General features: G+C 50.6%; 17 protein-coding genes. 9 read left to right on the top strand and 8 right to left on the bottom strand.

The genetic code is table 11. The features are described 5' to 3' along the window. Nucleotides 1-11: 11 nt before the first annotated feature. Nucleotides 12-158 carry a hypothetical protein gene (locus K3T82_RS44850; RefSeq protein ID WP_220199954.1) on the bottom strand — a complete coding sequence of 49 codons (147 nt, stop codon included), beginning with the start codon at nucleotides 156-158 and terminating at the stop codon, nucleotides 12-14. Nucleotides 159-475: 317 nt separating this feature from the next. Here K3T82_RS44850 and K3T82_RS44855 point away from each other — a divergent pair, with 317 nt between their 5' ends. Next, on the top strand, nucleotides 476-1,120 hold the full coding sequence (locus K3T82_RS44855; RefSeq protein ID WP_220199955.1) for an acetate uptake transporter: 645 nt from the start codon (nucleotides 476-478) through the stop codon (nucleotides 1,118-1,120). A 317-nt stretch (nucleotides 1,121-1,437) separates the two neighbouring features. Then, complete coding sequence (locus tag K3T82_RS44860) at nucleotides 1,438-2,379, top strand: N-acetylglucosamine kinase (protein ID WP_220199956.1); 942 nt, start codon at nucleotides 1,438-1,440, stop codon at nucleotides 2,377-2,379. 113 nt (nucleotides 2,380-2,492) lie between these two features. Here K3T82_RS44860 and K3T82_RS44865 read toward each other — a convergent pair whose 3' ends face one another. The 6 genes from K3T82_RS44865 to K3T82_RS44890 all read right to left on the bottom strand — a co-directional run bounded on the left by K3T82_RS44865 (nucleotide 2,493) and on the right by K3T82_RS44890 (nucleotide 9,202). Continuing rightward, nucleotides 2,493-3,839, bottom strand: a complete 1,347-nt coding sequence (locus K3T82_RS44865) for an ABC transporter substrate-binding protein (RefSeq protein ID WP_220199957.1) — start codon at nucleotides 3,837-3,839, stop codon at nucleotides 2,493-2,495. Nucleotides 3,840-3,900: 61 nt separating this feature from the next. Further along, nucleotides 3,901-5,433, bottom strand: a complete 1,533-nt coding sequence (locus tag K3T82_RS44870) for a cache domain-containing protein (protein WP_220199958.1) — start codon at nucleotides 5,431-5,433, stop codon at nucleotides 3,901-3,903. Nucleotides 5,434-5,460: 27 nt separating this feature from the next. Beyond that, nucleotides 5,461-5,997 carry a DUF4388 domain-containing protein gene (locus K3T82_RS44875; protein WP_220199959.1) on the bottom strand — a complete coding sequence of 179 codons (537 nt, stop codon included), beginning with the start codon at nucleotides 5,995-5,997 and terminating at the stop codon, nucleotides 5,461-5,463. Between the two features lie 42 nt (nucleotides 5,998-6,039). Next, the gene (locus K3T82_RS44880) at nucleotides 6,040-6,897 is read right to left on the bottom strand and encodes a carbohydrate ABC transporter permease (RefSeq protein ID WP_236031932.1); all 858 of its coding nucleotides are present in this window, start codon (nucleotides 6,895-6,897) and stop codon (nucleotides 6,040-6,042) included. A 1-nt stretch (nucleotide 6,898) separates the two neighbouring features. Beyond that, complete coding sequence (locus K3T82_RS44885) at nucleotides 6,899-7,876, bottom strand: carbohydrate ABC transporter permease (protein WP_220199960.1); 978 nt, start codon at nucleotides 7,874-7,876, stop codon at nucleotides 6,899-6,901. Nucleotides 7,877-7,894: 18 nt separating this feature from the next. Continuing rightward, a complete protein-coding gene (locus K3T82_RS44890; RefSeq protein WP_220199961.1) occupies nucleotides 7,895-9,202 on the bottom strand; it encodes an ABC transporter substrate-binding protein in 1,308 nt (435 codons plus the stop codon). 1,006 nt (nucleotides 9,203-10,208) lie between these two features. Between K3T82_RS44890 and K3T82_RS44895 the strand changes: the two genes are divergently transcribed. The 6 genes from K3T82_RS44895 (at nucleotide 10,209) to K3T82_RS44920 (ending at nucleotide 20,857) form a co-directional block, all read left to right on the top strand. Continuing rightward, the gene (locus K3T82_RS44895; RefSeq protein ID WP_220199962.1) at nucleotides 10,209-12,164 is read left to right on the top strand and encodes a serine/threonine-protein kinase; all 1,956 of its coding nucleotides are present in this window, start codon (nucleotides 10,209-10,211) and stop codon (nucleotides 12,162-12,164) included. A 525-nt stretch (nucleotides 12,165-12,689) separates the two neighbouring features. Beyond that, the gene (locus K3T82_RS44900) at nucleotides 12,690-13,772 is read left to right on the top strand and encodes a hypothetical protein (RefSeq protein WP_220199963.1); all 1,083 of its coding nucleotides are present in this window, start codon (nucleotides 12,690-12,692) and stop codon (nucleotides 13,770-13,772) included. Nucleotides 13,773-14,035: 263 nt separating this feature from the next. After that, the gene (locus tag K3T82_RS44905; RefSeq protein ID WP_220199964.1) at nucleotides 14,036-15,298 is read left to right on the top strand and encodes an FAD-dependent oxidoreductase; all 1,263 of its coding nucleotides are present in this window, start codon (nucleotides 14,036-14,038) and stop codon (nucleotides 15,296-15,298) included. 290 nt (nucleotides 15,299-15,588) lie between these two features. Then, nucleotides 15,589-17,391, top strand: coding sequence for a beta-L-arabinofuranosidase domain-containing protein (locus tag K3T82_RS44910; protein ID WP_220199965.1), 1,803 nt, complete (start codon nucleotides 15,589-15,591; stop codon nucleotides 17,389-17,391). Between the two features lie 194 nt (nucleotides 17,392-17,585). Beyond that, on the top strand, nucleotides 17,586-18,878 hold the full coding sequence (locus K3T82_RS44915) for an aminopeptidase P N-terminal domain-containing protein (protein WP_220199966.1): 1,293 nt from the start codon (nucleotides 17,586-17,588) through the stop codon (nucleotides 18,876-18,878). 11 nt (nucleotides 18,879-18,889) lie between these two features. Beyond that, on the top strand, nucleotides 18,890-20,857 hold the full coding sequence (locus tag K3T82_RS44920) for a S9 family peptidase (protein WP_220199967.1): 1,968 nt from the start codon (nucleotides 18,890-18,892) through the stop codon (nucleotides 20,855-20,857). Nucleotides 20,858-20,938: 81 nt separating this feature from the next. Here K3T82_RS44920 and K3T82_RS44925 read toward each other — a convergent pair whose 3' ends face one another. Continuing rightward, nucleotides 20,939-21,886 (bottom strand): AraC family transcriptional regulator, encoded by a 948-nt coding sequence (locus K3T82_RS44925; protein WP_220199968.1) that lies wholly within the window; start codon nucleotides 21,884-21,886, stop codon nucleotides 20,939-20,941. Between the two features lie 208 nt (nucleotides 21,887-22,094). Between K3T82_RS44925 and K3T82_RS44930 the strand changes: the two genes are divergently transcribed. Further along, a complete protein-coding gene (locus K3T82_RS44930; RefSeq protein WP_220199969.1) occupies nucleotides 22,095-22,883 on the top strand; it encodes an SDR family NAD(P)-dependent oxidoreductase in 789 nt (262 codons plus the stop codon). Nucleotides 22,884-23,071 lie beyond the last annotated feature (188 nt).

Consider the following 23,071-nt stretch of genomic DNA (forward strand, 5'->3'; position numbering starts at 1 on the left):
TTTATCTCTTCCTACATAACAGTAGAGCAGATTGATACGACCAGTCCCGCGATCCCGATTGGCCTCCATTGGATGCTTATCTGGACGTTGGATACGAATGCTGCCGGGATTGGTACTGTGATGCGGGATGCTGGCACGATGGTGATGTTCGCTGGCATGCCGTATGCTCATCTACACATTTGTGTCTCACCTTGGCGATCGCGATGTGTGGACCATGACCTATGCCCGGCCTTGAGCATGGACAGAATGGCGAAAATAGAGTTCCTGAGCAACAGTGAGTGCATTGTCGCTTGCTAGCCCTACCTTTCCCATTTCAATATCAGGGAGAGGGCTGAAGAATAGAAGTGCAGTGCCTCGCCTTCAGTAGGGTTTAGAACGATTGGAACCAGGATGGTATGAGTATCATTGCATGCTGAAATGGCTCAATGAGTTCAGTTGCCGCTGTGGGAGAGGCTCTCATGAAAGGGGAACTGTCATGTCCAATTATCAACCAAGATCGGCCGTGTCTCGTGACGTTGAAGAGACACGCATTGCGAGCCCACTTCCTCTTGGGTTGAGTGTCCTCGCGCTTACAACGGCTATCCTTGGTGCGTGGTATGCAGGTTTTATTCTTCCTTTTGGAAACACAAGTGTCCTTAAAGCCATTGGCCCAATTCTTTTAGTTGGAGGAATTGTACAGCTTCTGGCGGGCATGTGGGAGTTTCGCAAGGGGCATATGGAGACCTCGACGCTCTTCACTTCATATGGAGGGTTCACCACGGCTCTAGGAGTGATTTTTCTGCCGGGTCTGGGCATCTTTCCAGGCATGAGCGCGGGTGTGCAGCATCTCATCTTAGGACTTTTCTACCTGTGTTGGGCCATTTTTCTTGGCGTCATCTTTACCGGATCGCTGAGAATGAATAAGGCGTTTCTGGCTACTATAGGCCTGTTGTTTTTGACGTTCCTATGTCTGGCGATTGGGCATCTCACGGGATTTAACCGTGTTTGGCTTGGCATTGGTGGCTGGCTAGCTATCATTTGTGCCCTTGTCGCCTGGTACACTGCGGCTGCGAGCATGTTACGCTCCACGACTGATATCACGCTCCCAACTGGTGGGCATGGTCCTTTAGCGCCTCGTTAATCTGGGGACTTTGTGTAGGCTGAAGCTCTACACCTATATGCGGAGCTTATGTCTTCCAATTTTCACTGTAAGAGCATGTTAATGTGGTCATCTGTAAGCCGTTCTAGTACGTCTCTACGCGTGATTAAAGTTACATGCCTGTTTGGCATTGCGCATACAATTGCTCAATGACCCCAACAGGCATGGTTTTTATGTTCGTTCCATCCATGCGTGTGGTATAGTAAACTTATCCTGGTGTGTATCAAAGTGCTTGTTGTTGGCGAGCGAGACTGCGTTCCATATCGCATGATGAATAGCATAAAGAGAGCCATTGGCGTATGCATAGAAAACAAGGATGTTATTTAGGGGTCGATTGTGGTGGGAGTAAGACACAGGCTGTGATTGTGGACGATGAGGGTCGAGAACTTGGACGAGGGTTGGCGGGTAGTGCCAACTATACCCAGGTTGGGCTAGAACAGGCCATTCAGAATATTCAACAAGCTGTTGAGGAAACCGCGCGGATGGCTGACTGCTCATTGCCTGTGCGCAAGGCATGGTTTGGTATCGCGGGCATTGCACGTCAGGCGGATATTGATATGTTCTTGACCCCATTACGCGGAATTGCTGAGATTATTCACATTACCAATGACGCGGAGTTGGGCCTCTGTGCCCTGCCAGAACGCGTCGGAGTTGCTATCATTGCGGGCACTGGCGCGATCACGTTGGGGCGCAACTCGCTAGGGTACAAGGCTCGCGCGGATGGCTGGGGCTATTTGCTAGGTAATGAGGGAAGCGGCTACTATATTGGTCAGAAAGCTTTGACGGCGGCCCTCCAATATGCCGATGGACGTGGTCAGTCAACCATGCTGCTTGATCTTATTCTCCAGCAATGGGGGCTCACGCGGCCCGAAGAGGTTATTGCTAAGGTGTATGCACCTGCTGGACGTGCGACAGTCGCGCGGCTCTCGACGTGCGTATTTCAGGCTGCGCGCCAGGGGGATGAGATCGCCGGAGCGATTGTTGAGCAGGGGGCTTATGAACTGGCCCGTACTTGTAAGGCCGTGAGCCGCCGTCTCAGCTTCCCTCGTGAGAGCCTGTTCCTGGCCCTTGTTGGCGGCTTGTTCGTACATGAAGCAGATTATCGCGAGCGTGTCCTGACCCATATCCGCGACACCTATACGCTGGGTCGGGTCGAGATTGTCACGACCTCGGCTCTCAGCGCGGCCCTTGCCGCAAGTCAACTTCCCCTGGATGAAAGACTACCTTCCGCTCAAAGCTAGTGGTGCTTTTCTTTGGGCTTTCTCATACTTCCCAGTGCTAAAAACAGGCCCTCCTGACTATAGTCAGGAGGGCCTGTGAATATGAAGGAGGCAAATGTGGGGAAGTGTGGCTTCTAGCCCCCGACTATTTTCTTCGCCTGGGTATAGAATGACTGTGCACCCTCAGAGACTGAAACTTTCTTACCAGCGATATCGTAGGACACAGATCGCAGGAGTTCTGCGATCTGCCCTGCTCCTGGTGGGTCAAGAATAATTTTCACTCTCGTTTTATTCTCACTATTCGACAAACGAGAGACATAATCCGCTATGGTCTGCTGTGTCGAGGTAAGCTGAGGATTCAGCAAATTTTTAGCTTTGGTCGAACCAGGAATGCCACGCTCGATGCCCAGAGTTTTTACAGCACTCACGTCATTGATAAGGAAGTTCGCGTAATTGATGGCGGCCTGGGTATACTTTGTTGTCGCGGAGATACTTAGCAAGAGAGAAGGCTTCAGGTAAAGACCAGGACTTGAGCCGGGCCCCCCCGTTGGCGGTTCAATCATGCCCAATTGGCGCGTGGGTGAAGCCGCCAATGCCCCTTTCTGATAGGCTTCGAACAGGTTCGAGAGCGTGACCAGAAATACTGATTTTCCTTTAATCATACTGGAGTTCTCTGGCGTACCGGCTACATCTAACCCTTTCTGAATATTGAAGGGGAGGCATCCTTGCCTATCACGCAGCTTATTCCAGTATTCATACCAATCGCCCACATCGTTCTGACTAAAATTGATATGCCCATCACGGGTATAGAGCTCTTTGCCGCGTTCGCGTATCCAGATTTCGAAGTTAGTAATTTCTCCACTGGCATCCATTGTCCCATACACCGACCCTCCCAGACCTTTGGTCAGTTCGGTTGTATAGTTCGCGAAATCATCCCAGCTCATATTCGCTGGTGGATCGCCTACGGTTGATTTCGTGACGGACTCTTTATCATAGAATGCACTCTGATAGTTACCACCCAGAGGGATGCCATACACCGTATTATTGACCTTACTGCTACTGAGCAAGAGCGGGTCAAAGTCTGATAGGTCGATACCCTGGTTATAAATGATTTCAGTCAGGTCCAGAAGGCGTCTCTGTCTAACATATTGTGCGACATAGCGCATATCCATCTGAATGAGGTCGGGAATCTTCCCACCATCGATCAGTGCATTGAGTTTTTTCCAGTAGACATCAAAGCCATATACCTCTGATGTGATCGCGAATGTCGGATTTTGTTTATGGAACAGATCAAAGGTGGTTTTCGTGATTTGCTCGCGGGTCGCGGAGCCCCAGAAAAGCATGTGCATTGTGCCTGATGTAGCAGCCGCTGTATTTGTTATGCTGGAGCTATCACAACCAGCCAACCCCAGTACAGATAAGCCAGCCAGGGCACCTACCCCCCATTTGATCGCTTGCCTACGATGATACACCTTATTCATAGTGCCTTGATTTTCCTTTTTCCGTATTTGCCTTGCTCTCACACTCTGCCAACGCCACTGCTTATTTTTCTCCCACGACAGAGGTGAGTTGTTTCACAATGTATTCCATCTGACTGGCTGCTTCATTGGTTGAAGTGGCGCCACGAGTCAACTGCTCGGTCACCTGGGTGGTGACACGCAGGCTGGTTTCCAGCTTATCATTCATGGTTTTCTGATGCTTGACTGAGCGTTCGATATATGATGCCGCCTCCGCAATCTCACCAAGCACTTTTTGTAGCCTCTCTCTATTGAGGGTGGGGATATCTCGGACAAGTTCACGCGTCAACTGGTTGACACGTTGTGCGGCAATAGAGGTCGAGTTGGTATAGTATTGGACGGATTTGAGTGCTACCTGTGAGGCTTCGACCATCCAGGTTTGTTCCGCCGCCACTACGCTCTCTTCATCAGCCAGGGTTTTGAGGTTCACATTACTTTCGCGAAGCAATATGACCGATCTGAGAATTGGCAGCGCGAGATTTCGTCCGACAACTACACCGATACCAAGTACGGCGACCAGCACCAATGTAACGATAATGAAGATACTAATGAGCTGTTGGTCAGCCAAACCGGTGACAGCGTTGAGTGGTCTGAAAAGAACATAGGTCCAGGGGACAACGCTACTTGTGTAGCGAGTGACAGCATATGCCTGTTGTTGTCCGGCAGGATTGATCTGACCAATATCACCCTGTTTGCCGTTATTCTGGAACGAGGCAAGCTCGGGATCCGCTTCTGTAGTCACTGCATTGGTATCTTGTCCATACAGGTTCTCATTCTGGATCTGGTTCTTTATTTCCGTGCTGAGGGGAGCGATAGCCTTGAAGAGAAAAGGTGAACGAGTGAAGCCTGAAAGGTCTGGGTTGGTATAGGCAATGCGTACACCATTTTGGTCGAGAATAGTCGCGTAGCTGCTATTGCCGCTTTCCTGCTCACTGTCGACTGGTTCCCAGATGCGTCGCAGGCTGAGAGAGGCGCGAACATATCCTAAAATTTGCGAATTGTTATCGACTACACGTGCATAGAGATCAACAGAGGCAATATTACTCGTAAGATCATAGAAGACATCTGAAACATAGACATGCCCTGACTGCTTTAACGCTTGTTGAGCACCTGGGACAATCAGGTATTTCTTCCCATGTGAGCTTGGTGGGGCAGGGTATGAAATAACATTGTTCCCTCGGGAAGTAAGAAGCGAAACGCTAATATAGTTTGCGATGTCTCGGTGTTGAATGCTGAGTAGGATATTCCTGACATTGGTGCTATCTGCCTGTGGATTCTTGAGCTGATCCTTAATAGCAGCCGTCTCGCTGAGTGTTTTGACATCGTTCAAACGTTCGGAGAGATAGGTATCGACCAATTGCATATGCGTTTGTGTCGATTTCTCCATGTCCGTACTAATCTGAGAGATCAAGGCTGGTCGCAGAAATATTTCAATACTTCCAATGGTAATCAGGAGTGGGATGATGGCACAAAGAGCCAACAACAATGGAATATAGACTGATAATGAAAAGCGTCTTTTCTTCAACGCTAGTGGTATCTCTTTTCGCATTTGCGACATAGTTAATGAACTCCTTCAGTTCATAAATTACCAGCGAATCAAGCCAGCGCGTCTTAAATCGTCAAGTAATCTGTTCACTTCCTCCGTGCGATTTCCAATGAGCAGAATGAGTTCGGATATGCTGCGCTGCCCATCAATCAACAAGAAGAGCTGGCGATGGAGGCGTGTGAGTCCCATACGCTCGAAGTAAGGTAGGACTTCATTGACTGCTCTCATTCGCTGTGGCGCTGCCCCCGATTCCATACCACCTCTATTTGGAGGTGGTGTGGGATTTCTAATCGTTGGTGACATCTGTGGTGTTGGTAACGATGGGTTGCTTGCGTGTGTGGACGGAAGAAGGGAGAAATAGCAACGTTGCCATCCCTGTAAGAGGCGTAATGCCTCTGCACCTCGATAGGGACCATAGCTTGCTTCAACGATTTGCCCATTTTGCAGGATAATGGTTCCTTGCTCGATGACATTCCCCGCTCCGTCGCGGTTGACTGACAAGATGCCTGTTTTGTGTGCCATCCGCAACATATCAATAACATCTGACAACCTATCTGTCGCTGTTCCTCGCGCCATAGCGTACTCCTCCCCCAGGGTCCGTTTCCCGTTACACTTCTTTTAGCCTTTGATTCCTGACGTTGCTGTCCCTTCAATGAGTAAGCGCTGGAAAATGATGAAGAAACCAATGATAGGGATTAACGAGATGATAGAGACGGCAAAGAGCTGCCCATACGCCGAGATACCAGTACTATCGAGGAAGGTGCGTAGCGCCACTGGTACGGTGTATACAGACTGATCATTGAGAAAGATCAACTGGGTAAAGAAGTCACCCCAGGTCCAGATGAACGTAAATATAGCTGTTGTTGCTAGCGCTGGAGTTGCCAGAGGCAAGATAATCCGCGCATACATCTGGAAATGGTTGCATCCATCGATCTTTGCCGCGTCATCTAAATCGCGGGGAATGGCACGAATAAACTGTACAAGCAAGAAGATAAAGAAGGCATCAGTCGCCAGAAATTTTGGAACGATCAACGGGAGATAGGTATTGATCCAATCTAGATTTTTGAACAAAATATATTGTGGAACGACAATTGCATGGTAGGGCAACATGATCGTTCCCAACATGATGAGAAACCAGAAGTTTTTGAATTTAAAGTTGATGCGGGCGAATGCGTAAGCTGCCAGGGAACAGGAGATGATGTTCCCAATAGCTGCCCCAATACAGACAATAAACGAGTTGACGAAGAAGACATCGAATGGATAGTCAAGCGCGTTCCAACCCTCTGAGTAATTCTCAAGAGTCCAGGTTTGAGGAATAAGAGAAGGGCTAGTAAAAGTCTCATCTAGTGGCTTAAAGGATGCGCTCAGCATCCAGATAACCGGGTAGATCATGAGGACTGCCCCAAAGATTACGACAGCATAAGCGAGCGGCTGCGTCCAGATCCTATTCCTTGTGCGCGTAAGGTAGCGGCTCATGTTAGTTTTTCCTCTCGTCTTGATAGAATACCCAGTAGCGCGAGGTCAGGAATGCAAGGGCGCTAAAGAGAGCAATTGCAATTAAGAGCACCCAGGCCATAGCTGAGGCATATCCCATGTGGCGATTGCCAAATCCCTCCAGGTAGATGTAGAGGGTATAGAAGAGTGTTGAATCGATTGGGCCGCCATTTCCACCGCTGACAATGAACGCTGGTGTGAATGCCTGAAAAGCTCCAACCATTTGGAGGATCATGTTGAAAAAGATAATCGGTGTCAGCAGAGGGAGCGTGATATGCCAGAAGCGCCGCAGTGCTCCTGCTCCATCGGTCGAGGCCGCTTCGTAATACTCTGGCGAAATCTGTTTTATCCCGGCTAAGAAAATGATCATTGGTGAACCAAACTGCCAGATTGCCAGGATAATTAGTGTGCCCAGGGCATAATTTGGACTCGCTATCCAACTGATGCTAGATTTGATGCCAATCAAGCCTAATACCTGATTGATTAAGCCATCTGTGTTGAAAATTTGCCGCCATAAGATGGCAATCGCGACGCTTCCCCCTAAGAGAGAGGGCACATAATAGATCGCGCGATATATCGCCAGACCCCGTAGGCCTCGATTGAGCAGAAGCGCGAGCCCCAGCGCGAAAAGCATCTTTAATGGCACTGAAACAAAGACATAAATGAGCGTGACTTTTACCGAGCTGAGCCAGCGCGGATCCTGGAACATCGCCAGATAATTTTGCAGGCCAACCCATTGCGGTTGCGAGAGAAGATCGAAATTGGTGAATGAAAGGTAGAGCGAACTGATCATTGGGCCAATGGTCAGGAGAATTAGACCAGCGAACCAGGGAAGGAGAAAGAGATAGCCAGTCAGATGCTCTTTCCCCTCACCTGAGAGTTTGAAGCCACGAGATTGTTTCACCTCCCGCCCTGATTTCTCGATCATATCGTTTACTGGCTTGCTAGGAACGTGTACCATAGCTTCGACTCCTATGTGTTAACTTTGTCCGATGGCTTTCTTTGCATCCGCAAAGAAGGTGCTGGCCCCATTGGCGACAGAGGCACGGTTAAAGCCAACCTCCTGGCCCGCGCGTTGGAGTGCTTGCTCAACGGCACCCGCTCCCGCTGGATCGAGGATCTGTTTCAAGCGTGCTTGATCGCTCTTGCTGATCAAGTCAATGTAACTCAGGGTATCTTTCTGGGTCTGTGTTAGTTGTGGCTGGAGGAGAGCACGGCCTTTGGTGGAACCGGGAGCACCTCGCTCTACACTGATGGCTTTGACTCCGTCGGGATCGTTGATGAGGAAGCCCACAAACTTCGAGGCATCATCGGTGTACTTCGTCTTAGACGAGACGCTCAAGAGCATAGAAGTCTTGAGATACATGCCCGGCTGAGCTCCCTTTCCACCGGTTGGTGGCATATGGATGCCCACTTTGTGCTTCATCAGCGCCTGGAAGGCATCCAAAAGATTGGAGAGCGTGAATGTAAAGACTGCCTGCCCTTTGACAAGGTTGGTGGTTGGCGTGCCGCCGGTAAGTGCTTCCGCAGCCGCTTCGATGGGGACACAAGCTCCGGATTTGCGCATTTTGCTCCAGTATTCAAACCAATCAGCAGCATCCTCTTGTGTAAAACCGAGTTTCCCATCTGTGGTATAGACGTCGCGCCCGCGCTGTCTCACCCAAAGTTCGAAGGCTGTGATGTTGGTGCTTTCGTCACCTGTTCCTGCAATACCCTTGCCCAGAGCATGTGACAGTTGGGTGCAGATGTTGCTAAATTCATCCCAGCTAAAGGCGTCGGGGAGGGTCACTTTGGCTTGTGCCAGGAGATCTTTGTCATACAGGAATGCCTGATAGTTTCCGCCCAGGGGAATTCCATAGAACTTACCGTTTACCTGACTACCATTCAACAGAATCTGATCGAAATCCGAGAGGTCAATGGTCTTGTTGGAGATCGCCGAAGACAGATCGAGAAGAAGCCCCTTCTTGACGTATTCCGCGATATAACGCATATCCATTTGAATGAGGTCAGGAGGTGTTCCCGCAGCAATCTGCGTGCTCAGTTTGTTCCAGTAAGCATCAAATGCTGTGAACTGAGACGTAATCTTTACGTCCGAGTGCTTCTGCTCGAATGCCTTAATGGCCTGCTTGGTGAGCTTATCGCGCGAGGTGGAGCCCCAGAAGAAAAGCTGTAATTTTGTTCCACCACCCGTAGCCGCGAGACTGCCACAGGCAGCCAGACTCATCAAAGAAAGGCCAGCCAGGCCTCCCATTGCCAGCGCTTGGCGCCGATTGTATATCGTGTTCATCGCTTTTCGAACTTCTCCTATGAAAAAATAATGAGCAACCAATGCTCTTGAAGAGAAATCAGTGTTCCTAGACACCAAATAAGCAATAACGCCCAAAGGACATGGCTACTGGTGGTAAAAAACAAAATGCTTAGTGGAGGGAAGTATAATACAAGCGACAAATGTATCACAGCATACTATATTTGTAATGTGTGTACAAAAAGTAGCGCGATTTATGGCCACTTGTTATCTGTGTAACAACCATCCAAGCATGAAATCAGCATATAGATATTTGACCCTTACATGGCTATTTATCCTTCTCTATCTAGAGGCTTTATTCCTTAGCGGTGCTACTTTACTGTGGGGCTTATATTAACAGAAAGTAATTTTATCTGTCAATGAGAAGGGAAAACACTCTTATCCATTATTCAATAAGACATGATTATTTTTTGTATACAAAACAAACCTGGAACTAAAAATGCATAATTAACCATTTATTATCTTCTAATAAATGGCTGGAAATTGCCGTATTTCTTTATGAAAAAGTAATATGTAATGAGTAAAGCCCCATTAGCATCATATTGGAGAAGGGGGTGAACCCTCACTAGCCGGTGGAATGGAAAAAGGGATCATCTCATGAGCTTTATAACAATCTTCGGAAGGAGGGGGAGAAAAGGGCTATACTGCTTGGGTATGTAGCGACATGATGAGCTGTTTCACATGCTCGGCGGCTTTGTAATGGATGGAGACACACATGCGTGGTCCAGGGCTCTGTACCCTAAAACATTCACTGCTTACTGCTAGATGAAGCCCCTCATTCGTTTTGTGTAGAAGGGATGGCAATGGTTTAACGGGTATATTCTGGGGCTCCGGTATATGGCACCTTTCAAAAGAAGACCTTTGCTTCCTTTCCCTTAAGTGCCTGGATCTCCAGCGAGGTGCGCATTCTCTTTTGGTTGCCTTTGTGCTATGCTAATTGTGTAAACGCGAGGTACGGGAGGGGCAAATATTTCAGGGAGCTTGGCACATGGCTGATTATATTGGGCGACAGCTTGGCAATTACAAAATTGTGCGACTTTTGGGAGAGGGAGCTTTTGCCCAGGTTTATCTGGGGGAGCATATCTATCTCGGTACGCAGGCGGCAATCAAGGTCCTCCATGCGCAACTGGCAAACGAACCGTTAGAATGGTTCCGCACTGAGGCTCGTACTATCGCGCATCTTGCCCATCCAAATATTGTGCGTGTGCTCGAATTTGGCATAGAAGGGAATGCTCCCTTTCTTGTACTGGAATACGCACCGCAAGGGACACTTCGGCAACGCCACGCCAAAGGCGAGGTTGTATCACCGTCCGTTGTGGTTTCATATATCAAGCAGGTTGCTGAAGCCTTACAGTATGCGCACGACGAGAAATTCATCCATCGCGATGTCAAGCCAGAGAATATATTGCTGGGAAGACGCAACGAGGTGCTCTTGGGTGACTTCGGTATAGCGTTGCTGCTCCAAACGTTCAAAGATCAACCTTTGCAGAACATGGCTGGTACGGTGGCATATATGGCCCCTGAGCAAATCCAGGGTCAACCTGGTCCAGCCAGCGATCAATACGCTTTAGGCATTATTGTTTATGAGTGGCTTACTGGTGAACGCCCATTCGAGGGGTCGCCAACCGAAGTCCTGTCACAGCACCTTGCGGTTTCCCCTATCCCTTTGCGCCGAAAGTTGCCAACGATCACGCCTGCCGTAGAGCAAGTTGTGATGAAGGCCCTGGAAAAAGATCCCAGGCGGCGCTTTCCTGCTATCCGCCAGTTTGCTCAGGCCCTGGAACAGGCACATCAATCTTCCATTCTTCCCTCTGAACGCCTAAATATGGGAACAGGAGTGTCTGCTCCACCCTCCGGGTTCGAACGTCCCGCGCCACCTCTTGCCGGGAATGTGATTCCTCCAACTCCGGTGCTCCCACAGAGCGCGAATGCTGGACCAGTGACGCCCTCCGCACTTCCTTCTGTTCAGGCTATGCCCCAGGGGGGATCAGCGGGAATACTGGTCTCTCGCTATACAGGCCATCGAAATGTGGTCCATTCCCTCTCCTGGTCATCCGATGGGGTGCGCATTGCGTCTGCAAGCCATGAGAAGACCGTGCATATCTGGGAAGCGCCGACTGGACGCAGGCTGCCCCTTTATAAGGACCAATCTTATGTTGTGAGCCTGGTGGCATGGTCACCCGAAGGGTCACGCCTTGCTACAGTTGGCAATGACGCGCAGGTGCGTATCTGGGATGTCGCGACTGACCGCTTGCTCGCGAGATATACTGGTCATGGAGGTAGTACGATCAACGCTATTGCCTGGGCGCCCAGCCGACCACTCCTTGCTTCCGCTGCTACTGATGGAACCGTCCATGTGTGGGATGCAACAACGGGCAATCCACTCATTATTTATCGGGGGCATGTTGGCAGCGTGAATACGCTGGCCTGGTCATCCGATGCCTTCTCGTCTACTGGCCCCCGTATCGTTTCTGGTGGTGATGATCGATCAGTACAGACCTGGGAGGCCCTTACAGGGAGAACAATTATGCGCTACCAGGGGCAACCAGCGCGCGTCTTGAGCGTTGCCTGGTCGCCAACTGTGTATTCACCATCGCTGGGCTATAGCTTCTCCTCAAATACTCCGAATGTCCCTAGTAGTTCACGCATCGCTTGTGGAAGAGATGATGGATTTATACAGATGTGGGATACGATCTCGGGTCGCGAAGTATTAAGCTACCGCTATCAAGCTCCTCTCACGACAGTCACATGGTCACAGGATGGGAGGCGCTTTGCCTATGCCAGTGAGGATCAGCAGATTGAGGTATGGGATACAATGACAAATCGCAAAGTATTTGTTTTTTCTCATACTGCCCCCGTACGAGTGATGGCCTGGTCCCCCGATGGGAAGCATATCGCCTCTGGTGGGGGGGATGCCACAATACAGGTCTGGGTCGCGCCATGAGTAGTTGGATACGCGTCTCTTATTGTAGATGCCGCGCAGATAGAAGAGAGTCCTCATAACATACTCCCGCTATTTTCATCCTCTTGTTTATTTGATACTCTTGCGAGTGCCTCAATGGCGAATGCCTAGATCACTCCTCATCGATAGCGAAAATGATGGAATCCCACCAGCCTCGTTTCCCAAATTCACATGTTTCTCCACATGATATATGGTAGAAACGATCAATTTAGGACTTTTTGCCTAAAAAGTGTCACAAATCTCTAGTTTTTGAGATTATAAAAGAAGAAAGTGAATACGCTCTCGCTTATCACTAAATCTGGGTGATCTATTCACTCGCAGTAAGGGCTTGTGTGTGAATGAGGTCCGCTCCCTTTATTGTGAGCAGTGGTTTTCTGATAAGCGTTTGTCATCTCTCCTTTCAGGGCCTATTAATCTCGGTTCCTTTTTTCAAGGTAGGGAGCGATTGTGCCCAGGCTTCTTGAGAATGAGAAGCATACTTCTTACAGTCCATGGATGGAGACCTACATGAATCAACACACTGGAAAAGCGACGTCCAGAAAGCACCTCTGGTTGAGTCCCCTGATCGTCGTTACCTTCTTCGGCATTCTGCTTAGCGCGGGAACCCTTCAGGCCCATGCTGCTAGCAAAAAGCTGACCTACTATGGAGCAGATCTGGGGCTCATGGAACGCGCAACTGGGATAAGTACTACCACGGGCATGCCTACTCAGGGAGGTGCGTGGCCTCAGTACACAGGCAACTACTGCTTTTCCGCAGTGATCCAGGCGATCACGAATTACACAGACCTCACCAAAGGATTACCGATGCGCTATCCCAATCAAAGCGATCAGGGACCAGCGTCAGGAAATCCTGATGATGCGCAACCAGGGCAGATTCTCTATGACCTGGACCATACTTTAACCCCCCCTGACGGGCCATTGGTACCTCAGGGAAGTGGGGCAAGCCGCCGCCCATTTACCCTTGCCAATATCGCGTATGACTTTGGTGGGGACCCTCGTTCACAGTCAATTGGTATCAACTATGAGAAGCCTGGTAATTTGAATTACCATGAGCATATCTACCATACAAGCGCGCAAGAGGCAACGCTTGGGCTGGCAAAAACTGTAGCACGCTATAGAATGCCAGTGGATGTGTTGGTCAACCACGCTGAGCATTCTGTTCTCGTCGCGGGTGTCTGGGCAACAGGAAACCCACTTACCGATCCCAACGCGCAAATCAGCTCCCTCGCGGTTTTCAATCCGTGGGATATGAGTTGGGGAGAGTATCTGAGCACTACCAACTATGCACAGGTCTCTTACGATGACTGGGTCAATGCCACGACGCTTCCTACCCCTGGAATGAAGTCACCACGTGGTTTAACCTGCCCTATTCCGCCAATGGTGTTCTCGATCCTGATCCATCGATTGGTATCTATCAGGCCGGCCCTGGGACGAAGAATCCCAATGCCACTCACTGGATTGGCAACTATGTCATCGTTCAGCCTGATGGTCATCCTCAGAGCGCCAACTACAGTTTTGATGAAAATGACCGACTTATGGTCAAGCCATAAGAGCCAAACGAAGACGCAGAGACTCATGGGGTCTCTGTGAAAGCGCAAAATGGGAAAGAGCCTGAAAAGACTCTTTCCCATTTTGCTATACTGGCATGATTTTCAAGGTCTTGCTTTTGGCAGGAGAATTGGGTATCCTTGAAGGAGCAGAAACATGCGGTTGCCTATGTCATTCCTCTGCAACTCCCCATGTAATTCTCTTCATCTTTCCCCATTTCAGCGCTCTGATTTCGGAGGCATGCATACGTGCTCGCGAGTATTTCACTTGCTCCGAATGGGCCTGGGATAAAGGCTCAAATAACTATGATACCTGTTCTGTGCAATGCTTCTTTAGAAACCCGCAAATCATCTCTTCAGGTTCTGATTATCGGCGGGGGGATCGGTGGTCTGTGCCTGGCACAGGGCCTCAAAAAGTCAGGCATCAAAGTCGCCGTGTATGAACGTGATGAATCAGCGGATTTCCGAGATCAGGGTTACCGAATTACTCTCAAAGCGGAAGGTAGCCATGCCTTGCGTGATTGTCTACCGGAGCCTCTTTTTCAGCTCTGTGTGGCGACGGCTCTCAAATCAGCGACGCATATGGTCTTCCTCGATCATCAGTTGAAGCAGAAGTTTATCAAGCCTATTCCATCTCTTCCTGACGATTCGTTCTTTGGTGTTAACAGGCTTACGTTGCGTGAAATTCTTCTGATCGGTCTCGAAGATATCGTACATTTCGGCAAAACGTTTGAGCGGTTTGAGCAGTTAGATGATGGGAAGGTTTGCGCGCGCTTTACGGACGGAACCTCGGCTACAGGTGATCTTCTTGTTGGAGCTGATGGGACCAACTCTGTCGTTCGTAAGCAGGTTATACCAGATGCTGAGATTGACCAGATTGGCTCATTTATCTACGGAAAAACGCCCTTAACCTCTGACACATTGGCGTGGGTTCCTGACATGCTCATTGATAGCTTCAATCGAATAACCGGACCAGTCGGGGTCTCAATGTCCGTAGCGACATGTTGGAAGCGTGAAGCGTATGCCTCAGCTACTGCGATGTTTGCGCCGAATCGGCATTTGACCGTTGTGCCAGATTATCTTGCCTGGATGCTGGATGGTCCGCAAACACAGCTTGCATCCACTGAAGAGCAGGGAGCACGTGTGAAAGGCCCAATGCTTCACCGCCTGGCGCAACAAATGCTGAAGGAGTGGCCTCCATCGTTGCGGCGGATCGTTGAGGAGGCCACTGTTGCCGATACCTTTCTGGTTAACCTGCATTCATCACGCCCTGTCAAGTCGTGGCAAACCAGAAATGTGACACTGCTGGGTGATGCGATTCACACTATGTCTCCTGGTCGTGGTGAGGGAGCCAACACTGCGCTTCGGGATGCCGAATCTCTTCGCCAGGTCCTGGTCGAGGTCGTGATGTTGGGAAAGCAGTTGGTTCAAGCTAAAGTACAGTATGAAGCGGCAATGCTGCGCTACGGCTTTGAAGCCGTTGCCAATGCCCTGGAGCATCCATTTGCGCCCACTTCCAATACTAGAGGGCGCTCAAGGCAACGCTCTCCGGGAGGAGGGGTGGAGTGAAGATCACCAAGGTATGCTAAATCCAGTGTGTTCATAGTGCTGTGAGTAGGGAGCCGCCCGAAGCTGGCTCTCTACTCTGCTTTCCAATCGGAAGAAGTGAAATTGCTCCTCACATGACAAAGTTCACAAGGGCGCGTGAGAACGTGTCGTGCGATGAGCATATGCCTGCAAGAAACTGCGTTACGGTCCCGTGTCCTGTCAGAGAAACCCACTGGTCTTGTGCCTACTGTGACTTCACTGTATCCTACTCTGTAGTAACCAGATACATAGGCATAGAAAGAGGTTCCTTGATGTTTGAGACTCACCATTCGCTTCCCTGGAACGCTGTCACGCTTCAGTCAGGACCGCTGAAGAGGCGAGCGGAGCTTAATCGCAACTATATGCTCTCTCTCAAGAGTGCCAATCTGCTACAGAACCACTATAGTGAGGCCGGACTTTGGAATCCTCCCCAGCAGCCAGCCGATTGTCACTGGGGTTGGGAAGCGCCGACCAGTCAGTTGCGTGGGCATTTCCTCGGTCACTGGCTCTCGGCTGCGGCACGCCTGTCCGCGGTGACAAATGATGCCGAAATGAAAGGGAAAGCTGACTTTATCGTCGCCGAGCTCGCCCGTTGTCAACAAGAAATGGGAGGCGAGTGGATTGGCTCTATTCCAGAAAAATATCTGGATTGGGTCGTACGCGGCAAGCGCGTCTGGGCTCCTCATTATACGCTGCACAAGACCTTGATGGGCTTGTATGATATGTACGAAATCGGCCAGAATGAGCAGGCGCTTGGCATACTGCTCCGTTGGGCGAATTGGTTTTATCGCTGGACAGGACAGTTCTCACGTGAGCAGATGGACGATATTCTCGATGTTGAGACTGGAGGAATGCTTGAAGTATGGGCGAACCTCTATGGCGTGACTGGCAAAGGAGAACACCTAGAGCTCATGCAACGTTATAAGCGCCGTCGCCTCTTTGATCGCCTGCTTGCTGGAGAAGATGTGCTCACCTATATGCACGCGAATACCACTATCCCTGAAGTGCATGGCGCGGCCCGCGCCTGGGAGGTAACAGGCGAACAGCGTTGGCGCGACATTGTTGAAGCATACTGGCGTCTCGCGGTTACTGATCGTGGATATTTCTGTACTGGTGGTCAAACAAGTGATGAAATGTGGTGCCCTCCACATCAACTTGCTGGACAGCTTGGGCCTGAGAACCAGGAACACTGTACAGTGTATAATTTGATGCGCCTAGCGAATTACCTTTTCCGCTGGACGGGTGATGTCGCCTATGCCGACTACTATGAGCGCAATTTCTATAATGGAATTCTCGCGCAACAGAATGCACAGACGGGCATGGTCGCGTACTACTTGCCTCTGGAGACAGGGGGAACCAAGGTTTGGGGAACGCCTACCAATGATTTCTGGTGTTGCCATGGTACCCTTGTGCAGGCACAGGCAAGCCACACACGCGATATCTATTTCACCAATGATGAAGGGCTGGTCGTTAGCCAGTATCTTCCCTCGCGCCTGCGTTGGGATTACAATGGGGCTGAAGTTGCTGTCTCGTTGGAGAGTAAGGCCCACAACGTCTATGCCTTGAATATTCCACGTGAGCTCCCGCGTCAGAGCCCCCATCCAGCCTATATGCTCAATATTAGTTGTGAGCAACCCACAGCGTTTACACTCACATTACGCCTACCCTGGTGGCTCGCGGGTGAGCCTGAGATTGTGATAAATGGCGAGCGCCAACGCGTGCCTCACGCGCCATCCAGTTATTACCACATCCGCCGCGTCTGGCAGGACGATACCCTGAGCATTCTTCTTCCACAAACATTGAAAAGCGTCCCATTGCCGGATGCGCCTGACATGGTTGCCTTTATGGATGGTCCTGTGGTTCTGGCTGGTCTCTGTGATGATGCCCCTATGTTCTATGGCAAGAAAGATCATCCAGAAACCCTACTGGCTCCCAGCCATGAGCGCCAGTACGCAGCCTGGCAACCAGGGAGTTATCAAACACGTAATCAACCCCATAGCACCCGTTTTCTTCCCTTGTGTGACATTGGTGACGAGCCTTATACGGTCTATTTCCCTATCGTTGAGCAGCCTTAATATCTGATTGTCATCGTTCCTCGCCTGACGAACATGTCCGTTCGTCAGGCAACTATGCGTAAATCTGCATGAATTGTATCTGAATTCTACAAGCGCTTCCCTGAACAGAGAGCATACAATGTACGCATTGGACATTGGAAATCGATAGGGCTGTGAAACTTGCTCAGATGTATTTGATAGGAGGATTTCATCGCATGTTTGAAGCACGACGAAAAGCCTTTATGGATCGCATGGGCTCAGGTGTGGCAATCCTTCGTAGCTGCCCACAATTTCGCCGTAGCGGCGATTCCCTGGAATTTACATATCGCCAGGACAGTAATTTCTATTATTTAACAGGTTTTGAGGAACCAGAGGCGATCTGCGTCTTGGCCCCAGATCATCCAGAGCATCATTTTATCCTCTTTGTTGCGCCACGCGACCCCTTTGCTGAGTCCTGGACAGGCAGGCGCGCAGGTCCTGAGGGGGCTATGAGCTTGTATGGCGCCGATATTGCCTATCCACTTGAGCAGTTCGCAGAGAAAGTACCCCAGTATCTTCAGGGTTGTAAGACGCTTTACTATAGTGGTGGTAAGGCCCAATCTTTCGATGAGCAGTTGTTAGACCTGCTTGCCCGCAACCGCCGCGTCTTCGTCCCGCGCCAGGTTGCCGATCCCAGATTTATCCTTGGTGAGATGCGTGTCCGCAAATCAGCAGAGGAAATCGAGCTCATTCGTGAAGCTTCTCGTATCAGTGCCAAAGCCTATAGTGAGGTACTCAAAGCTCTCAAGCCGGGGATGTATGAGTATGAGGTCCAGGCGATACTGTCCTATGTGTACCAGCAAAACGGTTCGCCTCGCCACGGCTACGCGCCTATCGTCGGAGCAGGCGCGAACGCGACGATTATGCATTATGATAAGAACAACAGTCAGATGCAAGATGGTGAACTGGTCCTCATTGATTCGGCGTGCGAATATCAATATTATAGCTCTGATATCACGCGCACTTATCCTATCAATGGGCGCTTCACGCCCGCTCAGCGCACCTTGTATGAGTTAGTGCTCAAAGCTCTTGAGAGTGCGACGGCGATGGTCAAACCAGGTATTACGCTTACCGATATCCATAATCATACTGTCGAGATCCTGACAACTGGAATGGTTGAGCTGGGCATCCTCAAGGGGGATGTGAAGCAGCTTATCGCGGATAAAACCTATCAGCCCTTCTATGGATACTTTACCTGTCACTGGATGGGGCTCGATGTGCATGATTTAGGTCCGTACAAGCGCTCAGGGGCGTGGGATGAAGATCCCAAACTCGAACCAGGGATGATCTTTACCATTGAGCCGGGTATCTATATCCCAGCCGAAACGCAAGACGTGAACCCTGAGTTTTGGAATACTGGTATTCGTATTGAGGATGATATCCTTGTGACTGAACAGGGCTACGAGAACCTCACCAGCGGCGCGCCCAAGACATTCGCGGAAATCGAAGCTCTCATCACACACAAATAAAGGTTTTCCCAATGAACGAGTTACACTCTACGCTCTCTCAACAAACACCGACTTCCAGTTTTACGACGCATCCACATGGGCCCGTAACCCTGGATACCCTCTTTCAAGTTCGTAATGTCACGAGCGCGGTTATTTCCCCCGATGGGCAACGTGCTGCCTTCGTGGTGGGCGAATGGGTGCCAGACCAGCCCAGGCAGCGAGGACGCATCTGGTGCGTGGATACGACGGGAGGAACTCCCTATCCTCTAAGCACTGGCGCGATCAATGATTCGTCGCCTTCCTGGTCGCCTGATAGCCAGCAGCTAGCCTTTATTTCCAAAAGTGGACATGAGGATGAGTCTCTGCTCTGTGTGGTTCCTGGGCAAGGAGGAGAATGCCGGACCATTTGCGCGATGCCGAATGGCATTACTGAGGTTGGCTGGTCACCCGATGGGAGTCGCATTGCCTTTCTCTCGCACGATGGTCCCAAGCCTGACGCAGATCCCATCATTATGCGCCCTGGCGAAGAGCGCTATCGCCGCCTCTGGACGGTGAGACCCGAGTATGGCACGCCAGAAGCGGTCACTCCCAATGGCATCTCTATCTGGCAATACGCCTGGTCTCCTGATAGTAGCCAGTTCGCAGTCTACTTCGCCACCGGCCCTGAATACTCCGATTGGTACTGGGGGCAGGTTGGTATTGTCGCATCCACGGGGGGAGCGGTTCGTCAGCTCAGCCAGTTAAAGCGCCAGGCATGCTCTCTCGCCTGGTCACTTGATGGCAAGACTATCGTCTATGTATCGGGGAACTGGAGTGATCCGGACCGCAATGGAGGCGATATCTATGCCATCTCGCTCGCGAATGGGCAGACCCGTAATCTTACACCGGAGCTTGACTGGAGTCCAACCTGGTGTAGTTGGCTCCCTGATGGGAGACATTTGATCTGTGCGGGCTTCGCGGATCTCACTTGCCGGGTTGCCCTGCTTGATAGCACGACTGGTACAATGACCTCCCTGAGTGATGATTTTATCCTGGGTGACCGCCATTGGCCCCACCTATCAATCACGCCTGACCGGCGCTATGTCGTTGCTACGCATTGTGAGAAGCATCCTCATGATATCTGGTTTGGTGAATTGCACTATAGTAACGAAACTGAGCCTTCTCTCACCTGGAAGCGTCTCACGCAGATGAACCCACAATTGGAGGAGACCCTGACCCTGGCGAGGACCGAGCGTATCCGCTATGAGAGCGTTGATGGCTGGCTCATTGACGCGCTTGTGACGTGGCCGCTTCACCATGAAGGGAACACGCCACCTCCTTTGATTCTCCATGTTCACGGTGGTCCCTCTGGAGCGTGGCTGGATGATTACGCCTACCAGACGCACTACCTGGCTGCGGCTGGCTTTGCCATCCTGCGTCCGAATGTGCGCGGCAGTATGGGGCATGGGGTCGCGTTCGCAGATGCTGTGCTGGGTGATATGGGAGGCAAGGATTTTCAGGATGCTCTACGTGGCGTCGAGTATCTGGTTGAGCGTCAGTTGGTCGATGGTGAGCGTGTAGGGATTATGGGGTGGAGCTATGGTGGCTTCCTCGCCGCCTGGGCTGTCACTCAGACGGATCGCTTCAAAGCCACGATCATGGGGGCTGGCATCAGCGACTTCCATAGCTATCACGCTCAGTCGAATGAGCAGGGCTGGGATATGCGCTTCCTTGGACAGAATAATCACCCCATTGACCCCCTCAACCATCCCGAAGCCTATCGCGAACGCTCGCCAATCACGTATGCACGCCGCGTTACCACGCCAACAATGGTTGTTCATGGCGAGAAGGATCTTTGTGTTCCCGTCAGTCAGGCGTATGGCTTCTATCGCGCGCTGCAAGAGAACCGTGTTGACGCTGTGCTGGCGGTCTATCCACGAGAAGGGCATGGCTTTGGCGAATTGAAACACCAGCGTGATTATCAGCAACGTGTGCTGGCCTGGTTTAAGCAACACGTGTGACTATGACATCACGGCAGCGCATCACTTCTGATGTGCTGCCTTTCTTTCTCTGGATGATTTTTGCTTTCCAGTATGCCTCTCTCAATATCCAGAGAAAGCACGCGTTTCATCGCGCAGTCGTTGGATGTCGCGCATAGGGGGAACTCCAAAGAGATTTTTGTAGTCTCGATTGAAGTGGGACGCGTCTTGATATCCAACTTGATAGGCTGCGCTTGTTGCATCCAGGCCTTCTGAGAGCATCAGGTGGCGGGCTTGCTGAAGTCGCAATTGCTTCTGGAATTGCATGGGGCTCATCGCGGTGACGGTCTTGAAATGATGGTGGAATCCCGAAACGCTCATGCCTAGCTCGCGCGCGAGGTCCTCTATGTGCAATGGCTGGTCGAAATCCTGGCGTAATCGGGTAACGGCTCTGGCGATCTCGGAGGTGTACCCTCCCAGGACCGCCAGATGAAGGAGGCGGCCCGCATGTTCTCCTTGTAGGAGACGATAGATGATTTCCCGCGTAATCAGGGGCAGCAGGATTGGCACTTCAGCGGGAGCATCCAGGAGCCTGATAAGACGCACGGCTGCATCGAGCAGATTTCCACCCAGTAGACTGACTTCAAGAGCTCTTGCATCCGTCAGCTTCCGAGGCGGCGTATATCCTGCTTCCAGGAGAACCGAACTTACGAGAGGGGGTGGGAGTTCCAGGCGGAGGCTGAGGTAGGGGTGCTCTTTTGAGGCCTCTACCACCCGGCTTACGCTGGGGAGCTCAATTGTGGTCAGCAGGTAATGCAAAGGATCATACCGATAGCGACTCTCATTGAGCAGAACCTCTTTAGCTCCCTGAGCAATCATGCACACCGATGGAATGGTTATCCCATGAAGTGGGTCTGTTAGTGAGGATGAACGAGCCAGATGTAGCCCCGGCAATGGCATAATTGTTCCATCTTCACGAAGAGCCCGCAAGATTCTCTCAATCAATTCCTCACGATTGGCCTGGAATCGTTGTATCTCGCGTTCTGTTTCCCCTTTTTGCATCGTAGACATCGAACCGGGTCCCTTCTCTTCTTCCTCTTATGTTCATCTTCAGGATTTGCAGAATCAGACAATTATTTTCGACCAGCATTCTATCACTCCGCGTTCTGAAGCGTCTATACTGCCTTTGGATCAAGAATACACCTCTCTTCTGGGGAAGAGAAGAAGGCTGAAATGCGCTGATTGTTTGTATTGGAGCGGCAAAAAAGGAGCAATCGAAATGAGAAAGCTTGATGGAAAGATCGCGATTGTGACTGGAGCGGGACGAGGGATAGGGCGCGCGATTGCGGAGGCATACTTACAAGAGGGAGCATCCGTGACCGTAACGGCTGCGCGCGAGCAGGCCGAACTCGATCAACTGGTGATGCAATATGGATCTGAGCGTGTATTGGCGCTGTTGGCCGATGTGACGAATCCAGAGGCATGTGAACAGGTGGTAGACCAGACCATCCAACGGTTTGGGTGTGTTGATATTCTAGTCAATAATGCAGGTCGCGGTATGAAGTATGTAAATGCATCTTTTCTGACGGAGCCAACGCGCTTTTGGGAAGCAGAGCCTTCGGTCTGGCGGATGATTATAGATACGAATGTTAATGGGCCTTTCTATATGGCTCGCGCAGTTGTTTCACGTCTGCTGGAGCAACAGCGTGAAGGGAGCATCATAAATATTAGTATGAACTATGAAGGAATGAAGCGGCGTGGGTTCTCTCCCTATGGGCCGTCGAAAGCAGCGCTTGAGTCTGCCTCTGCCATCTGGGCACAGGAGTTGAGCGAGGCACGTATTCGTGTCAATGTTCTGCTACCAGGGGGGATCACTAAAACTGGTATGGTTCCAGCTTCTATGACAGCGAATCTCCAAGCGATTATGCTACCGGCGGAGATCATACAGGCACCTGCGGTATTTCTCGCCTCAGACGAATCGCAAGCGCTCACTGGTCGTCGCTTGATCGCGAAGGAATGGAGTGAGGCAAATTCACAAGTCTGGTCTATAGCAGAGGGGATCGGATAGTTCTTTCGTAGAAGCGATGAGACACTTACACGAAGATGTTTCTTCTTTTGTGTGTGCGCACATCGGATTTCTAACAAATGGGACTCCTGATCTTGACAATAATTATTTAAATAATTATTATTGATTATGTGAGAAGTATGTTTGAGGTCATGTTCCTCGCCTTCTCGCATATGAGAAAAACGGAAAGG

Source organism: Ktedonospora formicarum (genome assembly GCF_016587355.1).
In the GTDB taxonomy this organism is placed as follows: Bacteria; Chloroflexota; Ktedonobacteria; order Ktedonobacterales; family Ktedonobacteraceae; genus Ktedonobacter; species Ktedonobacter formicarum.

Excerpts from the sequence above, each read along its gene's own strand:
- K3T82_RS44850 (WP_220199954.1), bottom strand. The coding sequence starts at position 158 with ATGCCAGCGAACATCACCATCGTGCCAGCATCCCGCATCACAGTACCA.
- K3T82_RS44855 (WP_220199955.1), top strand. The coding sequence starts at position 476 with ATGTCCAATTATCAACCAAGATCGGCCGTGTCTCGTGACGTTGAAGAG.
- K3T82_RS44860 (WP_220199956.1), top strand. The coding sequence starts at position 1,438 with ATGCATAGAAAACAAGGATGTTATTTAGGGGTCGATTGTGGTGGGAGT.
- K3T82_RS44865 (WP_220199957.1), bottom strand. The coding sequence starts at position 3,839 with ATGAATAAGGTGTATCATCGTAGGCAAGCGATCAAATGGGGGGTAGGT.
- K3T82_RS44870 (WP_220199958.1), bottom strand. The coding sequence starts at position 5,433 with ATGTCGCAAATGCGAAAAGAGATACCACTAGCGTTGAAGAAAAGACGC.
- K3T82_RS44875 (WP_220199959.1), bottom strand. The coding sequence starts at position 5,997 with ATGGCGCGAGGAACAGCGACAGATAGGTTGTCAGATGTTATTGATATG.
- K3T82_RS44880 (WP_236031932.1), bottom strand. The coding sequence starts at position 6,897 with ATGAGCCGCTACCTTACGCGCACAAGGAATAGGATCTGGACGCAGCCG.
- K3T82_RS44885 (WP_220199960.1), bottom strand. The coding sequence starts at position 7,876 with ATGGTACACGTTCCTAGCAAGCCAGTAAACGATATGATCGAGAAATCA.
- K3T82_RS44890 (WP_220199961.1), bottom strand. The coding sequence starts at position 9,202 with ATGAACACGATATACAATCGGCGCCAAGCGCTGGCAATGGGAGGCCTG.
- K3T82_RS44895 (WP_220199962.1), top strand. The coding sequence starts at position 10,209 with ATGGCTGATTATATTGGGCGACAGCTTGGCAATTACAAAATTGTGCGA.
- K3T82_RS44900 (WP_220199963.1), top strand. The coding sequence starts at position 12,690 with ATGAATCAACACACTGGAAAAGCGACGTCCAGAAAGCACCTCTGGTTG.
- K3T82_RS44905 (WP_220199964.1), top strand. The coding sequence starts at position 14,036 with ATGATACCTGTTCTGTGCAATGCTTCTTTAGAAACCCGCAAATCATCT.
- K3T82_RS44910 (WP_220199965.1), top strand. The coding sequence starts at position 15,589 with ATGTTTGAGACTCACCATTCGCTTCCCTGGAACGCTGTCACGCTTCAG.
- K3T82_RS44915 (WP_220199966.1), top strand. The coding sequence starts at position 17,586 with ATGTTTGAAGCACGACGAAAAGCCTTTATGGATCGCATGGGCTCAGGT.
- K3T82_RS44920 (WP_220199967.1), top strand. The coding sequence starts at position 18,890 with ATGAACGAGTTACACTCTACGCTCTCTCAACAAACACCGACTTCCAGT.
- K3T82_RS44925 (WP_220199968.1), bottom strand. The coding sequence starts at position 21,886 with ATGTCTACGATGCAAAAAGGGGAAACAGAACGCGAGATACAACGATTC.
- K3T82_RS44930 (WP_220199969.1), top strand. The coding sequence starts at position 22,095 with ATGAGAAAGCTTGATGGAAAGATCGCGATTGTGACTGGAGCGGGACGA.